Origin of the sequence: Actinocrispum sp. NPDC049592 (genome assembly GCF_040675465.1) — a bacterium.
Lineage (GTDB): Bacteria > Actinomycetota > Actinomycetes > Mycobacteriales > Pseudonocardiaceae > Kibdelosporangium.
Map to the genome: position 1 here is coordinate 19,007 of NZ_JBFAPA010000023.1, position 14,435 is coordinate 33,441.

A 14,435-nucleotide genomic window follows, 5' to 3' on the forward strand; every position below is an offset into this window, starting at 1 on the left:
CCCTGTTTCCCCCGACCTTCATCACTCGAAGGACGTCACAGGGGGTGCTGGCGTTGCTTCTAGGTCGTTGACCTGGGGCGATTCAGCGTATATTCGGTCATGTCGACCTGGCGGGTGCGCCTGTCGTACTCCGACACCAGGCCCGGCCAGTTCGTCACCACGCGGCCGCTCTCGTTGCGGTACCAGTTGCCGCAGCTGGTCCAGACGCTGCCGGCCAGGCGGCGCTGGACCTCGGCGTCGAACCGGTCCGCGACCTCGGGTCTGACGTCCACAGAGGACCCCGGGGTGAGCTTGCCGACCAGCTGGGTGATGTAGCGGGCCTGGCGTTCGAGCATGTAGATGATCGACCCGGCGCCGAGGTTGGTGTTCGGCCCGTACATCAGGAACAGGTTGGGAAAACCGGGAACCGTGATGCCAAGGTAGGCCTTGGCGCCGCCGGCCCACGCCTCGGTGTGCAGGTCCTGGCCGTTGCTGCCGCGCACGGTCATCGGCGCCAGCATGTCCATGGTGCTGAAACCGGTTCCGTAGACGATGGTGTCGACCTCATGATGCGTGCCGTCGGCGGTGCGGATGCCGTTCGGCGTGATCTCGGTGATCTTCTCGGTCTCGAGGTGGACGTTGGGCTTGGTGAGCGCGGGGTAGTAGTCGTTGGCGAACAACACACGTTTGCACCCTGCCGGATAGTCCGGGGTGAGCTTGGCGCGCAGCCCGCGGTCGCGGACCTGCAGCCGCAGCATGGTCAGCGCGACGCGTTCGAACGCGGCGGCCACCGGGCGGGTTCCGGTCCAGCCCTTGGTCATCACCTCGCAGAGCGTCCAGATCGACAGCCGCCCGGCCAGCTGCGCGGGCGGGAACAGCCGGAACAGCTCGTGGTGCCAGCGGCGGTAGGTCCGGTCCGGTTTGGGCAGCAGGTAGGGCGCGGTGCGCTGGAACACCGTGAGGTGCTCGACGATCGGCTGGATCCTTGGCACGAACTGGATCGCGCTCGCGCCGGTGCCGATCACCGCGACCCGCCGCCCGGTCAGGTCGTGGTCGTGGTCCCACCGCGCGGAATGAAAACTGTGTCCCTGAAAGGTGTCCGCGCCGGGGATGTCCGGCCGCGCGGGCCGGTTGAGCTGGCCGACCGCGGAGATGAGCACGTCGAACTCGAACGTCTCGCCGCCCGCCGTGCCGACCGTCCAGGCCGCCGCCGAGTCGTCGAACACCGCGCTGGTGACCTCGGTGCCGAACCGGATGTGGCCGGCCACGCCGTACTTCTTGGCGGTGTCCTTCATGTACTCGTGGATGTCGGCCTGCAGGGAGAACCGGCGCGGCCAGGTGGTGTGCGGCTCGTAGGAGAACGAGTAGAGCGGCGACGGGATGTCGCAGCCTGCGCCGGGATACGTGTTCTCCCGCCAGGTTCCGCCGAGGTCGGCGGCCTTCTCGAACAGGGTGCAGTCCCCGATCCCGGCCCGTCGCAGCTCGATCGCCACGGCCAGCCCGCCGAACCCAGCCCCAATGATCCCCACGCGCATCCCCCACCCTAACCGCGTGTCCCACATTCGCGGCCCCCGTGTCCCACGTTCGGCGCCCCCGAGTTCCACACTCGCTCACCCCAGGGGGGAATTCGGGGGCGGTGAGTGTGGGACACGGGGGCCGCCAACGTGGGACACGCGGGGGTCAGGTGGGGAAGCGGGGGAGGGTGAGGGTCGCGGCGGCGGTGGCCAGCCAGGTGATCACCTCGGTGATCGGGATGGTCTCGCGCCAGCGTTCGGCCTCGCCGCGCAGGACGAGTTCGCCCGGGCCGGGTTCGACGGCGGTCAGGCGCAGGCCGCGGGGCAGGTCGGGGACCTCGACGACGGTCGGCTGCAGCCGGCGGACCGCGCTGAACCGCATTCCGGCCGCCTGGAGCACCTGAGGCGCGAGGATGAGCCCCGCCGCGGGGTCGAGGGTCGGTTCGACCTCCAGGTGGCCCCAGGAGGGGTGTTTGGCCCACCGGAGGCGCACCACGCTGTCCTCGCCGATGTCCACGACCAGGTTCGGCTGCAGCTCGGCGACCTTGGCGCGGACCACGTCGGCCGACACGGTGATCTCTAGGTCCACCGACCCGGCGACCACGCTCGGCACCGGCAGCGACTGGATCCGGACGTTCTCGCAGGTGATCGCCAGCCTCGACAGCGGCGCGGACGGCCAGGTCACGTCCTCGGCCACGATCCGGATGTGCGGGACCTGACCGAGCGCGAGGCCCACGGTGTCCAGTTCGGTGTCCAGCACGACCGGGGTCAGCTCGACGTCCGCATCACCGGCCCGCATGGTCAGCCGCTTGCCGATCACCCGGTCACCGGCGGCCCGTACCGCCATCTGGAGCATGGCGGCAGGGCTGTTCGCCAGGCCCGGCAGCAGCGCCTTGCCCATCGTGAACAGGCCTTCCAGCCAGGGCTGGCTCACTCGCTGTCGTCCGCGTCCCTGGCCTTGGCCGGGCGTGGGCGCACCGGGACGACGCCCGAGGCCAGGTCAAGCGGGCCGTGGTCGAACCGCTCGCCGGTGCCGTCGTCGTCCTCGCTCTCCTTGCGCAGCTTCTGCGCACCGAAAAGCTCACCGAACTGTCCCATCGCTCTACGGTAGCGCGAGGGCCGGGCGGGGTACCCCGCCCGAATGGACCGGAGGGACGAGGTGCGGCGGGCCCAGGCGGGCGCGCGCGAACTGGTGCAGGTCGCCAGGGAGGGCGACACGCAGGCCGTGTTCGAGGTCCTGCGCAGGCTGACCGAGGACGCGGTGGACGCCCGCGAGATCGTCGGGCAGCTGGTCGCCGCGTCCGCGCAGATGATGCTGCTGCGCGTCGGCAAGGCCCCCGACGACGTCACCTACGTGGTCGACCTGCGCGACGACGACGAGTTCGCGGTCCCGATCGACGAGCTGACCCCGCCGCTGCGCGCGACCGTCAGGGCACTGTTAGCCGAGCTGAACGGCCGTCCCGATGAAGCGGAATTCCAGCTCGAACTCGCGCTGTGCGAACAGACAGTGCACACCACTCTCGATGTGGTCGTGCACTGCCTGCTCTGGACGATCGGGCTGCTGGAATGGTGTGAGGACCAGCAACGGCCAGCGCCGGAATGGCTCGCCGCCCGCCGCTGCGCCTGAGATTATGCGCGAAACCGAGCCCATTCATCGCATTTCTTTGTGACGAAATGCTGAACCGGCGCGGCCTGTTGAGTGAATTGTCTTGTCCACTCTCAGACAAACGTGCATGATGATCAACCGTGGACGCTCCGAGGAGTTTCACGTTACGCCGGTGCCCGGTGTGCCGGCACCGGCCGGACGGCCCGTATGAGCACGAGGACATGCTGGCCGACCTGACCGTGGTCTGGTGGGTAATAGCCCACGGACGTATTCGGCGCACTCGATACTGCGTGAGGTGCGCTCCCGGAAATGTGTTCACGTCAATCGACTGCGCGCACTGCGGCGACGGCCCCGTGGTCGTGGTGAAGACGGACCCGGCCAGCGCGCACGCCGTCCTGCGCACGGCGCTGACCACGTCCGGCTGGATCACCACACCGGCCGGTGAATGGCTCTGCGCGGAATGTCAGGCAGGCGGCTGAGCCGGCGGCGGCGGGGTCTGCGGGTTCACCTTCCGCACTACGTTCTGGATCTGCGCGTGGTACTTGCCCTTGGTCTGTTTGTCCACGAACCGGCCCGCGTTCTCGGCCATCCGGCCGACCTTCTCCGGATTCTTGCGGGCGTAGCGGCGGGCGGCCTCCGCGGCGCCGGCCAGCACGGCCACCTTGCGAAACAGTTTCGCCATGACAAGGAAACCTTTCTGTCGTGTCGGCGTCACTCTGCTCAACGTCCGGGGTACCCGGATGAGTTCCCCCCGAATCGCCCATTCAGCGCAGCGGGTGCCCGGATGATCCCGGCGAAAAGGGGAGGGCACCGGTATGGCCGGGTCGTTCGCGGCGCTCAAAAGACGAGTTCCTGGCGGATCACCGGCGAGGTGGTCTGGTGCTCGGTGGCCACCTGGCCGCGAACCCGGACGTCGCCGTGTCCTGCTGGAGCCCGGCCACCCGCGTTCAGGTGTTCGACGGCAGCGGAGTTCCGCGCGACTTCACACCGCGCACAGCCTGTATCTGACAGTCTTTGAGCCGTAAGGCCCTGCCGTATCGCTTCAAGATCGGTAACAATGTCGGCGGCAGGGGATCGGTGAGGCAGCGAGGGGGACGAGTGGGCAGGCTGGTGCGGTCGGGCGGCTGGAGAGGTGCCCTGGTGCGCAGGATCGTGCTCGCGGCGCTGAGTGCGCTGGTCGCGGGCCTGATCACCGCTGCGCCCACCGGTGCCGAGGAGAGCAGTGAGCCGCCGACGACGGTCGCGGGCCTGCTCGGCCACTACTACGACCTGTCCAACCAGGCCGAGCGCGTCAACGAGGACCTGCTGCGGTTCCAGGAGGACCTGGAGCACAAGAAGGCCGACTCCGCCGCGGCTACCCAGCGTGCCGACGCCGCCCGCGCCGCCGCCGACGCGGCCCGCGGCCGGGTCACCCAGGCGCGCGACGACAAGGCGCGGGTGGACACCCTGCTGGTCGGTGGGGGCGACCTGAACGCCATGTCGGCGTTCCTGACCAGCAACAGCAAGGACGACGTCGTCACCAAGATGCAGGCGGCCAGCATCGCCTCGCAGCTGTCCGGCGCGGCCGCCCAGCAGGGCAGGCTCGCCATCGCGGACGCCGAGAAGGCCGCCAGGGACGCCACCGCGGCCCAGATCGAGGCCCGCAAGGCCGAGGCGACCGCCCAGGCGGGCGCCGACCAGGTGTTACGCCGCCGCGACGAGCTGACCCGGCAGATCACCGAGGTGCGGGCCGCGCTCGACCGGCTCACCCCCGAGCAGAAGGCCATCCTGGCCGACCCGGGCGACAGCGGCGCCGGTGTGGTCCTGCCGAAGGGCAACCTGGGCGCGGTCGTCCAGTTCGCCCTCGCGCAGAAGGGCAAGCCGTACCTGTGGGGCGGGACCGGGCCGGGCGCGTTCGACTGCTCCGGGCTGATGCAGACCGCCTACAAGCAGGCCGGGCTGAACATCCCGAGGGTGTCGATCGACCAGTCGCAGTTCGGCCAGGTGGTCAGCCGCGCCAACGTGCGCGCCGGGGACATGATCTTCTACTACAACCCGGTGCACCACGTTGCGATGGCGATCGACGGCAACCGCGCGATCCACGCGCCGACCGTCGGCCAGAACATCCGGATCGCCCCGATCGACTCGATCGGCCCGATTACGGTGATTCGCCGCGTTATGAACTGAATCCACCTGTTGCTCAGGCGTTTTCGCTGTCCGGCTAGGGTTTGGCGAATCTTCTTTGAACCGTTGGCGCGCGGCTGTGCGTATTGGCGGTAAGGGGAAGCAATCGACAGCTGAGGACGATATGAGCGACGACGGCCAAGTGCGCACGGCCGACCACGAACCGCGTTGGCGGGTGATCGCCGGCCGTGTGCTCACGGCGCTGGCGTTCCTGCTCCTGCTGTACGCGATGGTCACGCCGAACCAGTTGAGCAAGCTCTCCCCGTGGGCGTTCCTGCGGATCCCGGTGGAGGCGCTGATCGGCGTCGCGCTCGTGCTGGTCCTGCCGCCGAGGCCGCGCAAGGCAGTGGCCATTGTGGGCGGTGTGCTGCTCGGTCTGGTGGCCATCTTCAAGGCCTTCGACTTCGGCTTCTACTCGGCGTTCGACCGTGGCTTCGATCCCATGTACGACTGGGACTTCCTCGGCCCGGCGGTGAGCATCGTCCGGGAGGGCTTCGGGCAGACCGGCGCGGTCATCGCGGTGATTGTCGCCGTGCTGGTCGCCGTGGGACTGCTGGTGTTGATGGTTTTCGCGGCTCTCCGGGTGACTCGTTTGACCGTCGCGCACCGGACCGGTGCAATTAGGACACTCGCCGTTCTGAGTGTTATTTGGGTTTTCTGTGCTGCTTTCGGATTTCCGGTCGCTTCGCGCAGTGCCGCCGGATACACGTATCTGCAGACCCGGCAGGTGACGCACAACATCGCGGACGCCAGGAGTTTCAAGGACGAGGTGGCCGTCGACGCGTTCCGGTCCTCTTCGGACCTGCTGAACGGGTTGCGCGGCAAGGACGTCCTGTTCACGTTCATCGAGAGCTATGGCAAGGTCGCCATCTCCGACCCGGCGATCGCGCCGGGCGTCAACTCGGTGCTGGCCAACGGGACCACGGCCCTGCGCAACGCCGGTTTCGGGGTGCGCAGCGCTTTTCTGACCTCGCCGACGTTCGGCGGCGGGAGCTGGCTGGCGCACTCGACGTTCCAGTCCGGGGTGTGGATCAGCAACCAGCACCGGTATGACTCCCTGGTGGCGGGTGACCGGTTCACCTTCAGCCACGCGTTCAAGAAGTCCGGCTGGCGGACCGTGGGCGACCTGCCGGAGAACATGTACGACTGGCCCGAGGGCAAGTTCTACGACTACGACAAGCTTTACGACTCACGCAACGTGGGTTACAAGGGCCCCAAGTACTTCTACGCGCAGATGCCCGACCAGTACACGATGTCGGCGTTCCAGCGGCTGGAGCGCACCCCCGGCCACGCGCCGCTGATGGCCGAGATCGACCTGGTGACCAGCCACACCCCGTGGGCGCCACTGCCCACAATGGTCGACTGGGACAAGGTCGGCGACGGCAGCATCTTCGGCCCCCAACCCGCCGCGGCCAAACAGCCCAACGACGTCTGGCCGGACCAGGGCAAGATCAAGGCGGCCTACGGCCAGTCCATCCAGTACAGCCTCACGACCCTGATCGAGTACCTCCAGCGCCACGGTGATGACAACCTCGTGCTGGTCTTCCTCGGCGACCACCAGCCGCAGCCGATCGTCAGCGGCGAGGGCGCCAGCCACGACGTCCCCATCACCCTCGTCGCCAAGGACCCCGCCGTCCTCGACCGGATCGCCGGCTGGGGCTGGGAGGACAACCTCCGGCCGAGCGACCACGCCCCCGTCTGGCCCATGAGCGCCTTCCGCGACCGCTTCTTCACCGCCTTCGGCCCCACCACCCCACCCCCATCCACCCAGGGCATCCGCCCACCGGGCTAAGCGGGCCGCACTCGGAGCTGGCCGACTATCACGTTGAGGTTCAGGTACTCGGCCAGCAGGTGAACGAGCTGCGGACCGCCGATGAGCTGGATCCGTTCGTGACGACCGGCGAAGTCCTCAGTGGCCTTGCCGAACCATGAGGTGGTCACCAGCTCGCCCCGGCTGGCCTTCTTGTCCTCCATCACCCCGGCCTCCATCGGGACGACCTTGCTGTAGCGCTTGGCCTGGATGACGCACACCCCGCCCATGATCGGGTTGGGGTTGACCGCCACGGCGTCCACACCGTCGTCCCGGACACACTGACCAGGCAAGGTCGTTCGGGCTGGCCGGTGGCTTTGTTCCGGGTGGGGACATGCCCGTTCACGGCCACTTCGCCGACAACGTCGTGCGGCATGATCGAGAAGACCCGGTGCATCGTGTGCAGCACGATCTGCGCCACCAGGCTTGCGTAGCGCTCCCTGATCTCCTTGGTGGTCGGCAGTGGCCTGGGCGAAGCGTGTGTTCGCCTCTCGCACCGCGCGTTCGTGACCGCTCTTGCCGAACACCCGGCCCAGGCCCGCAGGCGGCTCAGGGGCGAACTGGTGCCATTGCGGTGCAGGGCAGGGTGTTCCGAGTCCGGCAGCGTCGAACGGGACGGGCAGGTAGGTCTGGCGCAGTTGATCGAACGTGGTTGTTCCGGGGTCGGCCACTCCGTTGAGCAGCAACCCGTCGAGTTCGGCAGCGCGTTCGGCGACCATCCGCGTCAGGGCCGCCGCCTCGGCTTTCACCTGTTCGCGCGCTGTCCGACGTTAGTGGCTCGTCGATGGTGACGCTATGTGGCAATCGGGTTGTCCTGGACCGCGCTAGACCGTGCCGGTCCAGTACAGGGGGTTGGTCTTCTCGAAGACGACCTTGATAGTGACCTCGGCGGGGGTTGCGGGCAGGGCGGTGACGACGCCGAGCTTGCCTTCCTTGCCGGGCAGGACATCGGCCTGGAGTTTGTCGCCGATCTGCTTCTGTGGGTCGGTGATGAGGGTCGCGGGGGCGCCGTTGGCGGTGGCCGAGAAGGCGAAGGCGGCGGCCTCCAGCGCCTGCTGGGTGGTGTTGCGGACGGTGACCTCGAAACGCAGGCCGCGGGTCAGGTCCTTGCCGCGGGCGGGGTCGGCGGGCAGTTCGAACGCCACCGGCGCACCCACCACGATCACCCCACGCTTACCCGGCCGCTCCTGCCCGAACTTCATCACCTGCGGAGCCGCACTCGTGCTGGTGGCGGTTGTCTTCGCCGACGGGCTCTGCGGCGGCACCGGCCTGGCCGGCGCACCCGTCGAACACCCCGCCACCATCACCCCGGCCACCAACGCCATCCCTACGCGCTTCACGACACCCCAATTGTCCGAAAGATCCGATCCAGTATCGAGCGTACCCGTTGATCGGCAACCGCCGCCGGACAGGTGCCGGGCCCAGCGAAACCGCCTGCTGACGGTTTCACGAGCAACTGCTCGCCACGGAACGTCGGCGCGGCCGATGGACCCGGCGACGAGTTCGCGGCCGTCACCCCGGCGTTGTCGGAGCGGAACCTGCCGGTCTCCCGCCGTGATGCGAAGAAGGACGCGGTCTCCGTGTGGGACGAGCAGAACCTCGACCCCGCTAGCCGGGGACCGTGGCTGTGATGAACGGGTCGGGGTCGGCGATGATGGCGCGGACGGCGGAGGTGGCGGCGCCGCGGATGGCCGCCTCGGTGCCGAGGGTGGACTGGAGGATGGTGATGGGGGACCAGGCCGCGCTGACGACGCGGAGGGTGAGTTCCTCCTGCAGCGGCTCCTGCAGCCACGGGCCGAGGGCCGCGTACGTGCCACCCAGCACGATGGTGGGCACGTCCAGGAGGTTGACCACATTGGACAGTGCGGTGCCGAGGTAGCGGGCCACCGGGCGCACCGCCGTCAATGCCTTGCGGTCACCGGACTCCAGCCGTGCGACCAACGCCGGGACGTCCGAAACCCCGGACTGCGCGAGGATGGCGTCCTGCCCGGCCACCGCCTCGAGGCAACCCCTTGCGCCACAGGAACACTGTGGCCCCTTGGCGTCCACGGACAGGTGGCCGATCTCGCCGCCGAACCCCCGCACGCCCTCGAACAGCGTCCCGTCCATCACGATCCCCGCGCCGATGCCGATCTCGGCCGACACGTGGATGAAGTCCCGCAGCTCCGGGTGTTCACCGCTCCACATCTCGCCCAGGGCGGCGAAGTTGGCCTCGTTGCCCGCCAGTACGGGGATGTCCGCGAGGGCGGCGCGGTCGCGGAGTTCCGCGGGGATGTCCACGTCGCGCCAGCCGAGGTTCGGGGCGGTTCGAAGGAGGCCCGTCGAGTTCTCGACCAGACCGGGCACGGCCACCCCGATGCCGCCGACGACCACCGGCAACTCCGAGAAGACGGACCGGATCGCCCGCGCGACCTTCACCAGCACCCGGTTGGCGGGCTGCGCCCGGTTGTCCGCGGGGCGGATCCGCTGGCGGCTGACCCGGCCGGTCAGGTCCACGAGGCAGGTCGCGATGTAGTCGACGCCGATCTCGACACCCAGGCCGTGCGGCCCGGCGGGGGACAGGGTCAGCGCGGTACCGCGCCTGCCGGGGCCTTCGCGGTGCGCCGGCTCACCGTCGACCACGAGGCCGGCGACGATCGCCCGGTCCACCAGACTGGACACGGTCGCCTTGGTCAGGCCCGTGCGCGCGGCCACACCCGCCCGGGAGATCCCGGGCGAGTCGGCGATGGCGCCGAGCACCAGCGCGGAGTTGTGTCGGCGCACTGTGTGCTGGCCCGCTGGCCGCGGTTGGGTCACCACGTCATGCTAATGGCGCGACGGGGTGCACAAGTAGTTGCCTCGCCGCATCACCACGATTAAGTTTAGGCATCGAACTATTCGATTCGAGACGCGGGAGTGATCGTGACCGACCCAGTCAAGTTCAGCTTCGGCCTGTGGACCGTGGGATGGCGCGCGGTGGACCCGTTCGGGGAGGCGACCAGGCCCGCGCTCGACCCGGTCGAGGCCGTGCACAAGCTGGCCGAGCTGGGCGCCTACGGCGTGACCTTCCATGACGACGACCTGATCCCGTTCGGGTCGGACGACACCGCGAGGGACGCCCAGATCGCCCGGTTCAAGCAGGCGCTGGCCGACACCGGGCTCGTGGTCCCGATGGCCACCACGAACCTGTTCAACCACCCGGTGTTCCGCGACGGCGGCCTGACCAGCAACGACCGTTCGGTCCGCCGGTACGCGCTGCGCAAGGTCATGCGCAACATGGACCTGGCCGCCGAGCTGGGCGCGCACACCTACGTGCTGTGGGGCGGGCGCGAGGGCTCGGAGACCGACGCCGCCAAGGACGTCGCCGCCGCCCTGGACCGCTACCGCGAGGGCATCGACACCCTGGCCCAGTACGTCAAGGACAACGACTACGGCCTCAGGCTGGCGCTGGAGCCCAAGCCGAACGAACCCCGCGGCGACATCTTCCTGCCCACGATCGGGCACGCGCTGGCGTTCATCTCCCAGCTGGAGCACCACGACATCGTCGGGCTCAACCCGGAGGTCGGCCACGAGCAGATGGCCGGGCTGAACTTCGTGCACGGCATCGGCCAGGCCCTCTGGCAGGGCAAGCTGTTCCACATCGACCTCAACGGCCAGCGCGGCCCCCGCTACGACCAGGACCTGATCTTCGGCCACGGCGACCTGCTGTCGGCGTTCTTCCTGGTCGACCTGCTGGAGACGGGCGGCTACGACGGCCCGCGGCACTTCGACTACAAGCCGTTCCGCACCGAGGACATCGACGGCGTGTGGGCCAGCGCGGCCGCGAACATGCGCAGCTACACGCTGCTCAAGGAACGCGCCGAGGCGTTCCGCAAGGACCCCGAGGTCCAGGCGGCGCTGGCGGCCTCACGCGTGCCCGAGCTGTCCGTGCCGACCCTGGCGCCCGGCGAGACCCCGGCCGACCTGAGGAACGACAAGTCCGCGTTCGAGGAGTTCGACCCGGACAAGGCCGCCGAACGCGGCTACGGCTTCGCGCACCTGTCCCAGCTGGCCTTCGAGTACGCCGTCGGCGCCCGCCTCTAGCCCTCCCTTCCGCGCGTGTCCCACGTTCGCCGCCGGTGTGTCCCACATTCGCTGGCCGTGAACGTGGGACACGGGGGCGGCGAATGTGGGACACGGGGGCCGTGAATGTGGGACACGCGGGGGTTAGGGGGGTGGGGTGCCGGTGCCGAAGGGGCGGCCGCCCAGTTTTTCGCGGCCGTGCGGGGTGGTCCAGCCGGAGAGGTCCGGGCCCCTGGGGATGATCCGGGTCGGGTTGATGCCGGTGTGCACGACGTAGTAGTGCTCTTTGATCTGCGGGAAGTTGATCGTGTCGCCAAATCCGGGGGTCTGGAACAGGTCCCGGGCGTAGCCCCACAGCGCGGGCATCTCGCTGAGCTTGTTCCGGTTGCACTTGAAGTGCCCGTGGTAGACCGCGTCGAACCGGGCCAGCGTGGTGAACAGCCGCACATCGGCCTCGGTGATCGAGTCGCCCATCAGGAACCGTTGCGCGGTCAGGCGTTGCTCCAACCAGTCCAACGCGGTCCACAACCGGTCGTAGGCGTCGTCGTACGCCTCCTGGCTGCCGGCGAACCCGCACCGGTACACGCCGTTGTTGACCTCCGTGTAGACCCGCTTCATCACGACTTCCATCTCGTCGCGCAGGTCCTCGGGCAGCAGGTCGGGCGCGCCTTCCCGGTGGTACTCCCGCCATTCGGTGGAGAAGTCCAGGGTGATCTGGGCGAAGTCGTTGGTGGCCACGGCTCCGCTCGGAATGTCCACAATGGCCGGAACGGTGATCCCGCGCGGATAGTCCGGTTCCCGCTTGAAGTACGCCTCCTGCAACCGTTCGATGCCGAGCACCGGGTCACGGCCATCGGGGTCGAGGTCGAACGACCACGACCGCTCATCGTGCACCGGACCGGCCATCCCCAGCGAGATCACGTCCTCCAGGCCCAGCAGCCGGCGGACGATCACCGACCGGTTGGCCCACGGGCAGGCCGCCGCCGCGACCAGCCGGTAGCGCCCCGGTTGCACCGGATAGCCCTCGCTGCCGTCCTTGGTGATCCGGGTGGTGATGTAGTTGGTGTCGCGCTTGAACTCCTTCGTGGTCACCCCACGAGCCTACGACTGTCACCCCGCGGCGGCTGATCGCTGCGGCGGGGCGCTGTCCATGGCCGGATGTGCGGCGGCGTCGCGGGCGCGGGCGAGCTGGGTGACGCCGAAGGCGGCCAGCAGAGCGCAGGCCACGGCGAGGAAGACCTCGAGCTTGGTGGTGGCGAGGGTCTCGTTCAGCAGCACCACGCCGATGACCGTGGCGGTGGCGGGGTTCACGATGTTGGTGATGGCAAGGGGAGCGCTGAGGCCGTCGCGGTAGGAGCGTTGGGTGAGCAGGGTTGCGACGACCGCGAACGTGCCGATGGCGAGAATCGCGAGAATCGACAAGGGGTGTAACAGTGTCCCGAGACCACCGTTGCCGACAGTCACGACCATGGTCTGGCATAAGGCCGAACAGACGCTGAACGCCATCCCGCCCGCGACCGCCTCCCACAGCGTCGACGCCCCCGGTCGCCGCCCCAGCAACCCGAACACCGTCACGACAACGACGGTCGCGACCACGAGCCCGACGAGGGCGCCGGAACCGAGCGTGCCGTGGTTGCCGGTCGTGGTGATGATCAGGCTGAGACCGGCCAGGCCGACGACGGTGCTGATCATGCCGGTGAGCTCGAGCCGGGTGGCCCGGCGGCGCGCCGAAGCGGCCGACAGCGGGACGGCGATCACCAGCGTGAGCACGCCCAGCGGCTGGATCAGCGACAACGGGCCGAACTTCAGCGACGTGACGTGCAGCGCGGCGCCAAGACCGTTGAGCCCCATGGCCGCCCACAACACCGGTACGCGCGCGAGCTGGCTGACGGTGAGATGGGCATGGCGCGCCTGGATCAGCGCCGCCACCGCGTAGGCGATGGCGACCGCGACGCACAGCACGATCGCGATGATCAGGTTGGTCATGGCAGGCGGCAGCCCATCTCGGTCCCCCCGGTTCATGCGGTGTAGTCCCTGAAGTTTACCGCCCGAATGATCACGGTTCACCGGCAACCGCGCACGAACACCCGCCGGAACGCTTTGATCGCGCGCAGTTACCCGAGAGTGCGCACCGCGGCGGCCAGTCTGTCCACATCGGACTCGTTGGTGTACGGGGCGATCCCGGCCCTGACCGCGCCCGCGTCGCCGATGCCCAGCCAGCGGGCGCATTCCAGGGCGTAGAAGGTGCCCGCGGGAGCGTTCACGTTGTGTGTGGCCAGTTTCCGGTACACCTCCATCGGGGTCACGCCGTCGACGTTGAACAACAGCGTCGGCGTACGGTCCCGGGTCGGCGAGCCGTACTGGCGGGTGCCCTGCAGTGCGGTCTCCAGCCGGGTCAGCAGCGAGTGCTCGTGGTCCTCCAGCGCCTGCATCGACCTGGCCAGCCGGGTCCGGCGTGGACCGGTGCCGGGCACGAGATCGGCCAGGAAGTCGATCGCCGCGGTGGTCCCGGCCAGCAGTTCGTAGGGGAGCGTGCCGTACTCGAACCGCTCGGGCACGTCGTTGGTGGCGGGCATGAGCTTGTCCGGCCGCAACGACTCGAGCAGCGCCGGGCGGGCGGCGACGATGCCCAGGTGCGGACCGAGGAACTTGTACGGCGAGCACGCGTAGAAGTCCGCGCCCAGCGCCTCGACGTCGACCCACGCGTGCGGCGTGAGGTGCACCCCGTCGACGTACAGCAACGCCCCGACCGAGTGCACCAGCGGAGCGATCCGCGCGATCGACGGCCGCGTGCCGAGCAGGTTCGACGCGGCCGTCACGGCGACAACGCGTGTCCGCGTGCTCAACAGGCTGCTGATCGCCTCGACCGGCAGCTCTCCGGTGGCCCGGTCGAACTCCGCCCAGCGCACGAGGGCGCCCCTGGCCTCGGCGGCGTGCACCCACGGCCGGATGTTGGCGTCGTGGTCCATCTTGGTCACGATCACCTCGTCCCCGGGCAGCCACTGTTTGGCCAGCGTGCGGGACAGGTCGTAGGTCAGCTGCGTCATGCTCCGGCCGAACACGATCCCGGCCGGCTGCGCCCCCAGCAGGTCCGCGGCCGCCTGGCGGGCTTCTGCCACGATCTGCTCCGCGCGTTGCTCGGCCTTGGTCACCGAGCCGCGGTTGGACACCGCCGCCCGCAACGTGCCCGCCACGGCGTCCGCGACCACGTCAGGGACCTGGGACCCGCCCGGCCCGTCGAAGTGCGCGGCGCCCTCGTGGAGCGCCGGGAAGTGAGCGCGGACCTTCTCGACGTCGTACGGCATAGGTGCAGCCTAGATAC

The 14,435-nt window shown here is 69.1% G+C and carries 17 protein-coding genes; 7 read left to right on the forward strand and 10 right to left on the reverse strand.

Features of this window, described 5'->3' with window-relative positions; all coding sequences use genetic code 11:
• Positions 1-59: 59 nt before the first annotated feature.
• The 3 genes from AB0J95_RS42740 to AB0J95_RS42750 form a co-directional block, all read right to left on the reverse strand.
• Complete coding sequence (locus AB0J95_RS42740) at positions 60-1,514, reverse strand: NAD(P)/FAD-dependent oxidoreductase (protein ID WP_364771171.1); 1,455 nt, start codon at positions 1,512-1,514, stop codon at positions 60-62.
• A gap of 145 nt (positions 1,515-1,659) precedes the next feature.
• Positions 1,660-2,427 (reverse strand): LmeA family phospholipid-binding protein, encoded by a 768-nt coding sequence (locus AB0J95_RS42745; RefSeq protein ID WP_364771173.1) that lies wholly within the window; start codon positions 2,425-2,427, stop codon positions 1,660-1,662.
• Positions 2,424-2,591 carry a hypothetical protein gene (locus AB0J95_RS42750; protein ID WP_364771175.1) on the reverse strand — a complete coding sequence of 56 codons (168 nt, stop codon included), beginning with the start codon at positions 2,589-2,591 and terminating at the stop codon, positions 2,424-2,426. Before AB0J95_RS42750 ends, AB0J95_RS42745 begins: the two co-directional genes overlap by 4 nt.
• A gap of 43 nt (positions 2,592-2,634) precedes the next feature.
• Here AB0J95_RS42750 and AB0J95_RS42755 point away from each other — a divergent pair, with 43 nt between their 5' ends.
• Together AB0J95_RS42755 and AB0J95_RS42760 are read left to right on the forward strand one after the other, a co-directional pair.
• The gene (locus tag AB0J95_RS42755; protein WP_364771177.1) at positions 2,635-3,120 is read left to right on the forward strand and encodes a hypothetical protein; all 486 of its coding nucleotides are present in this window, start codon (positions 2,635-2,637) and stop codon (positions 3,118-3,120) included.
• 290 nt (positions 3,121-3,410) lie between these two features.
• Complete coding sequence (locus AB0J95_RS42760; RefSeq protein WP_364771179.1) at positions 3,411-3,578, forward strand: hypothetical protein; 168 nt, start codon at positions 3,411-3,413, stop codon at positions 3,576-3,578.
• Here AB0J95_RS42760 and AB0J95_RS42765 read toward each other — a convergent pair.
• Positions 3,563-3,781 (reverse strand): antitoxin, encoded by a 219-nt coding sequence (locus tag AB0J95_RS42765; protein WP_364771181.1) that lies wholly within the window; start codon positions 3,779-3,781, stop codon positions 3,563-3,565. The two genes, AB0J95_RS42760 and AB0J95_RS42765, sit on opposite strands and share 16 nt — an antisense overlap.
• Before the next feature lie 197 nt (positions 3,782-3,978).
• Between AB0J95_RS42765 and AB0J95_RS42770 the strand changes: the two genes are divergently transcribed.
• From AB0J95_RS42770 to AB0J95_RS42780, 3 genes are all read left to right on the forward strand, one after another.
• Positions 3,979-4,107: a hypothetical protein gene (locus AB0J95_RS42770; protein WP_364771183.1), complete on the forward strand. Its 129-nt coding sequence runs from the start codon at positions 3,979-3,981 to the stop codon at positions 4,105-4,107.
• A gap of 132 nt (positions 4,108-4,239) precedes the next feature.
• On the forward strand, positions 4,240-5,265 hold the full coding sequence (locus AB0J95_RS42775; protein ID WP_364771185.1) for an NlpC/P60 family protein: 1,026 nt from the start codon (positions 4,240-4,242) through the stop codon (positions 5,263-5,265).
• A 121-nt stretch (positions 5,266-5,386) separates the two neighbouring features.
• Positions 5,387-7,054 (forward strand): sulfatase, encoded by a 1,668-nt coding sequence (locus AB0J95_RS42780; RefSeq protein WP_364771187.1) that lies wholly within the window; start codon positions 5,387-5,389, stop codon positions 7,052-7,054.
• Here AB0J95_RS42780 and AB0J95_RS42785 read toward each other — a convergent pair.
• Both AB0J95_RS42785 and AB0J95_RS42790 read right to left on the reverse strand, forming a co-directional pair.
• Positions 7,051-7,335, reverse strand: coding sequence for a restriction endonuclease (locus tag AB0J95_RS42785; RefSeq protein WP_364771189.1), 285 nt, complete (start codon positions 7,333-7,335; stop codon positions 7,051-7,053). The two genes, AB0J95_RS42780 and AB0J95_RS42785, sit on opposite strands and share 4 nt — an antisense overlap.
• A gap of 561 nt (positions 7,336-7,896) precedes the next feature.
• Positions 7,897-8,412, reverse strand: a complete 516-nt coding sequence (locus AB0J95_RS42790) for a hypothetical protein (protein WP_364771191.1) — start codon at positions 8,410-8,412, stop codon at positions 7,897-7,899.
• A 72-nt stretch (positions 8,413-8,484) separates the two neighbouring features.
• Between AB0J95_RS42790 and AB0J95_RS42795 the strand changes: the two genes are divergently transcribed.
• Positions 8,485-8,703: a hypothetical protein gene (locus AB0J95_RS42795; protein ID WP_364771193.1), complete on the forward strand. Its 219-nt coding sequence runs from the start codon at positions 8,485-8,487 to the stop codon at positions 8,701-8,703.
• Here AB0J95_RS42795 and AB0J95_RS42800 read toward each other — a convergent pair.
• Positions 8,681-9,868 (reverse strand): ROK family transcriptional regulator, encoded by a 1,188-nt coding sequence (locus AB0J95_RS42800; protein ID WP_364771195.1) that lies wholly within the window; start codon positions 9,866-9,868, stop codon positions 8,681-8,683. The genes AB0J95_RS42795 and AB0J95_RS42800 overlap by 23 nt on opposite strands.
• 105 nt (positions 9,869-9,973) lie before the next feature.
• On the opposite strand from AB0J95_RS42800, the gene xylA reads away from it, so the two are divergent.
• The gene (gene xylA / locus AB0J95_RS42805) at positions 9,974-11,134 is read left to right on the forward strand and encodes a xylose isomerase (protein ID WP_364771197.1); all 1,161 of its coding nucleotides are present in this window, start codon (positions 9,974-9,976) and stop codon (positions 11,132-11,134) included.
• Positions 11,135-11,257: 123 nt separating this feature from the next.
• On the opposite strand, the gene AB0J95_RS42810 is transcribed toward xylA, so the two are convergent.
• The 3 genes from AB0J95_RS42810 to AB0J95_RS42820 form a co-directional block, all read right to left on the reverse strand.
• Positions 11,258-12,205, reverse strand: coding sequence for a glutathione S-transferase C-terminal domain-containing protein (locus AB0J95_RS42810; protein WP_364771199.1), 948 nt, complete (start codon positions 12,203-12,205; stop codon positions 11,258-11,260).
• An 18-nt stretch (positions 12,206-12,223) separates the two neighbouring features.
• On the reverse strand, positions 12,224-13,135 hold the full coding sequence (locus AB0J95_RS42815; protein ID WP_364771201.1) for a hypothetical protein: 912 nt from the start codon (positions 13,133-13,135) through the stop codon (positions 12,224-12,226).
• A 92-nt stretch (positions 13,136-13,227) separates the two neighbouring features.
• Positions 13,228-14,418 carry a cysteine desulfurase-like protein gene (locus AB0J95_RS42820; RefSeq protein ID WP_364771203.1) on the reverse strand — a complete coding sequence of 397 codons (1,191 nt, stop codon included), beginning with the start codon at positions 14,416-14,418 and terminating at the stop codon, positions 13,228-13,230.
• Between the last annotated feature and the right edge of the window lie 17 nt (positions 14,419-14,435).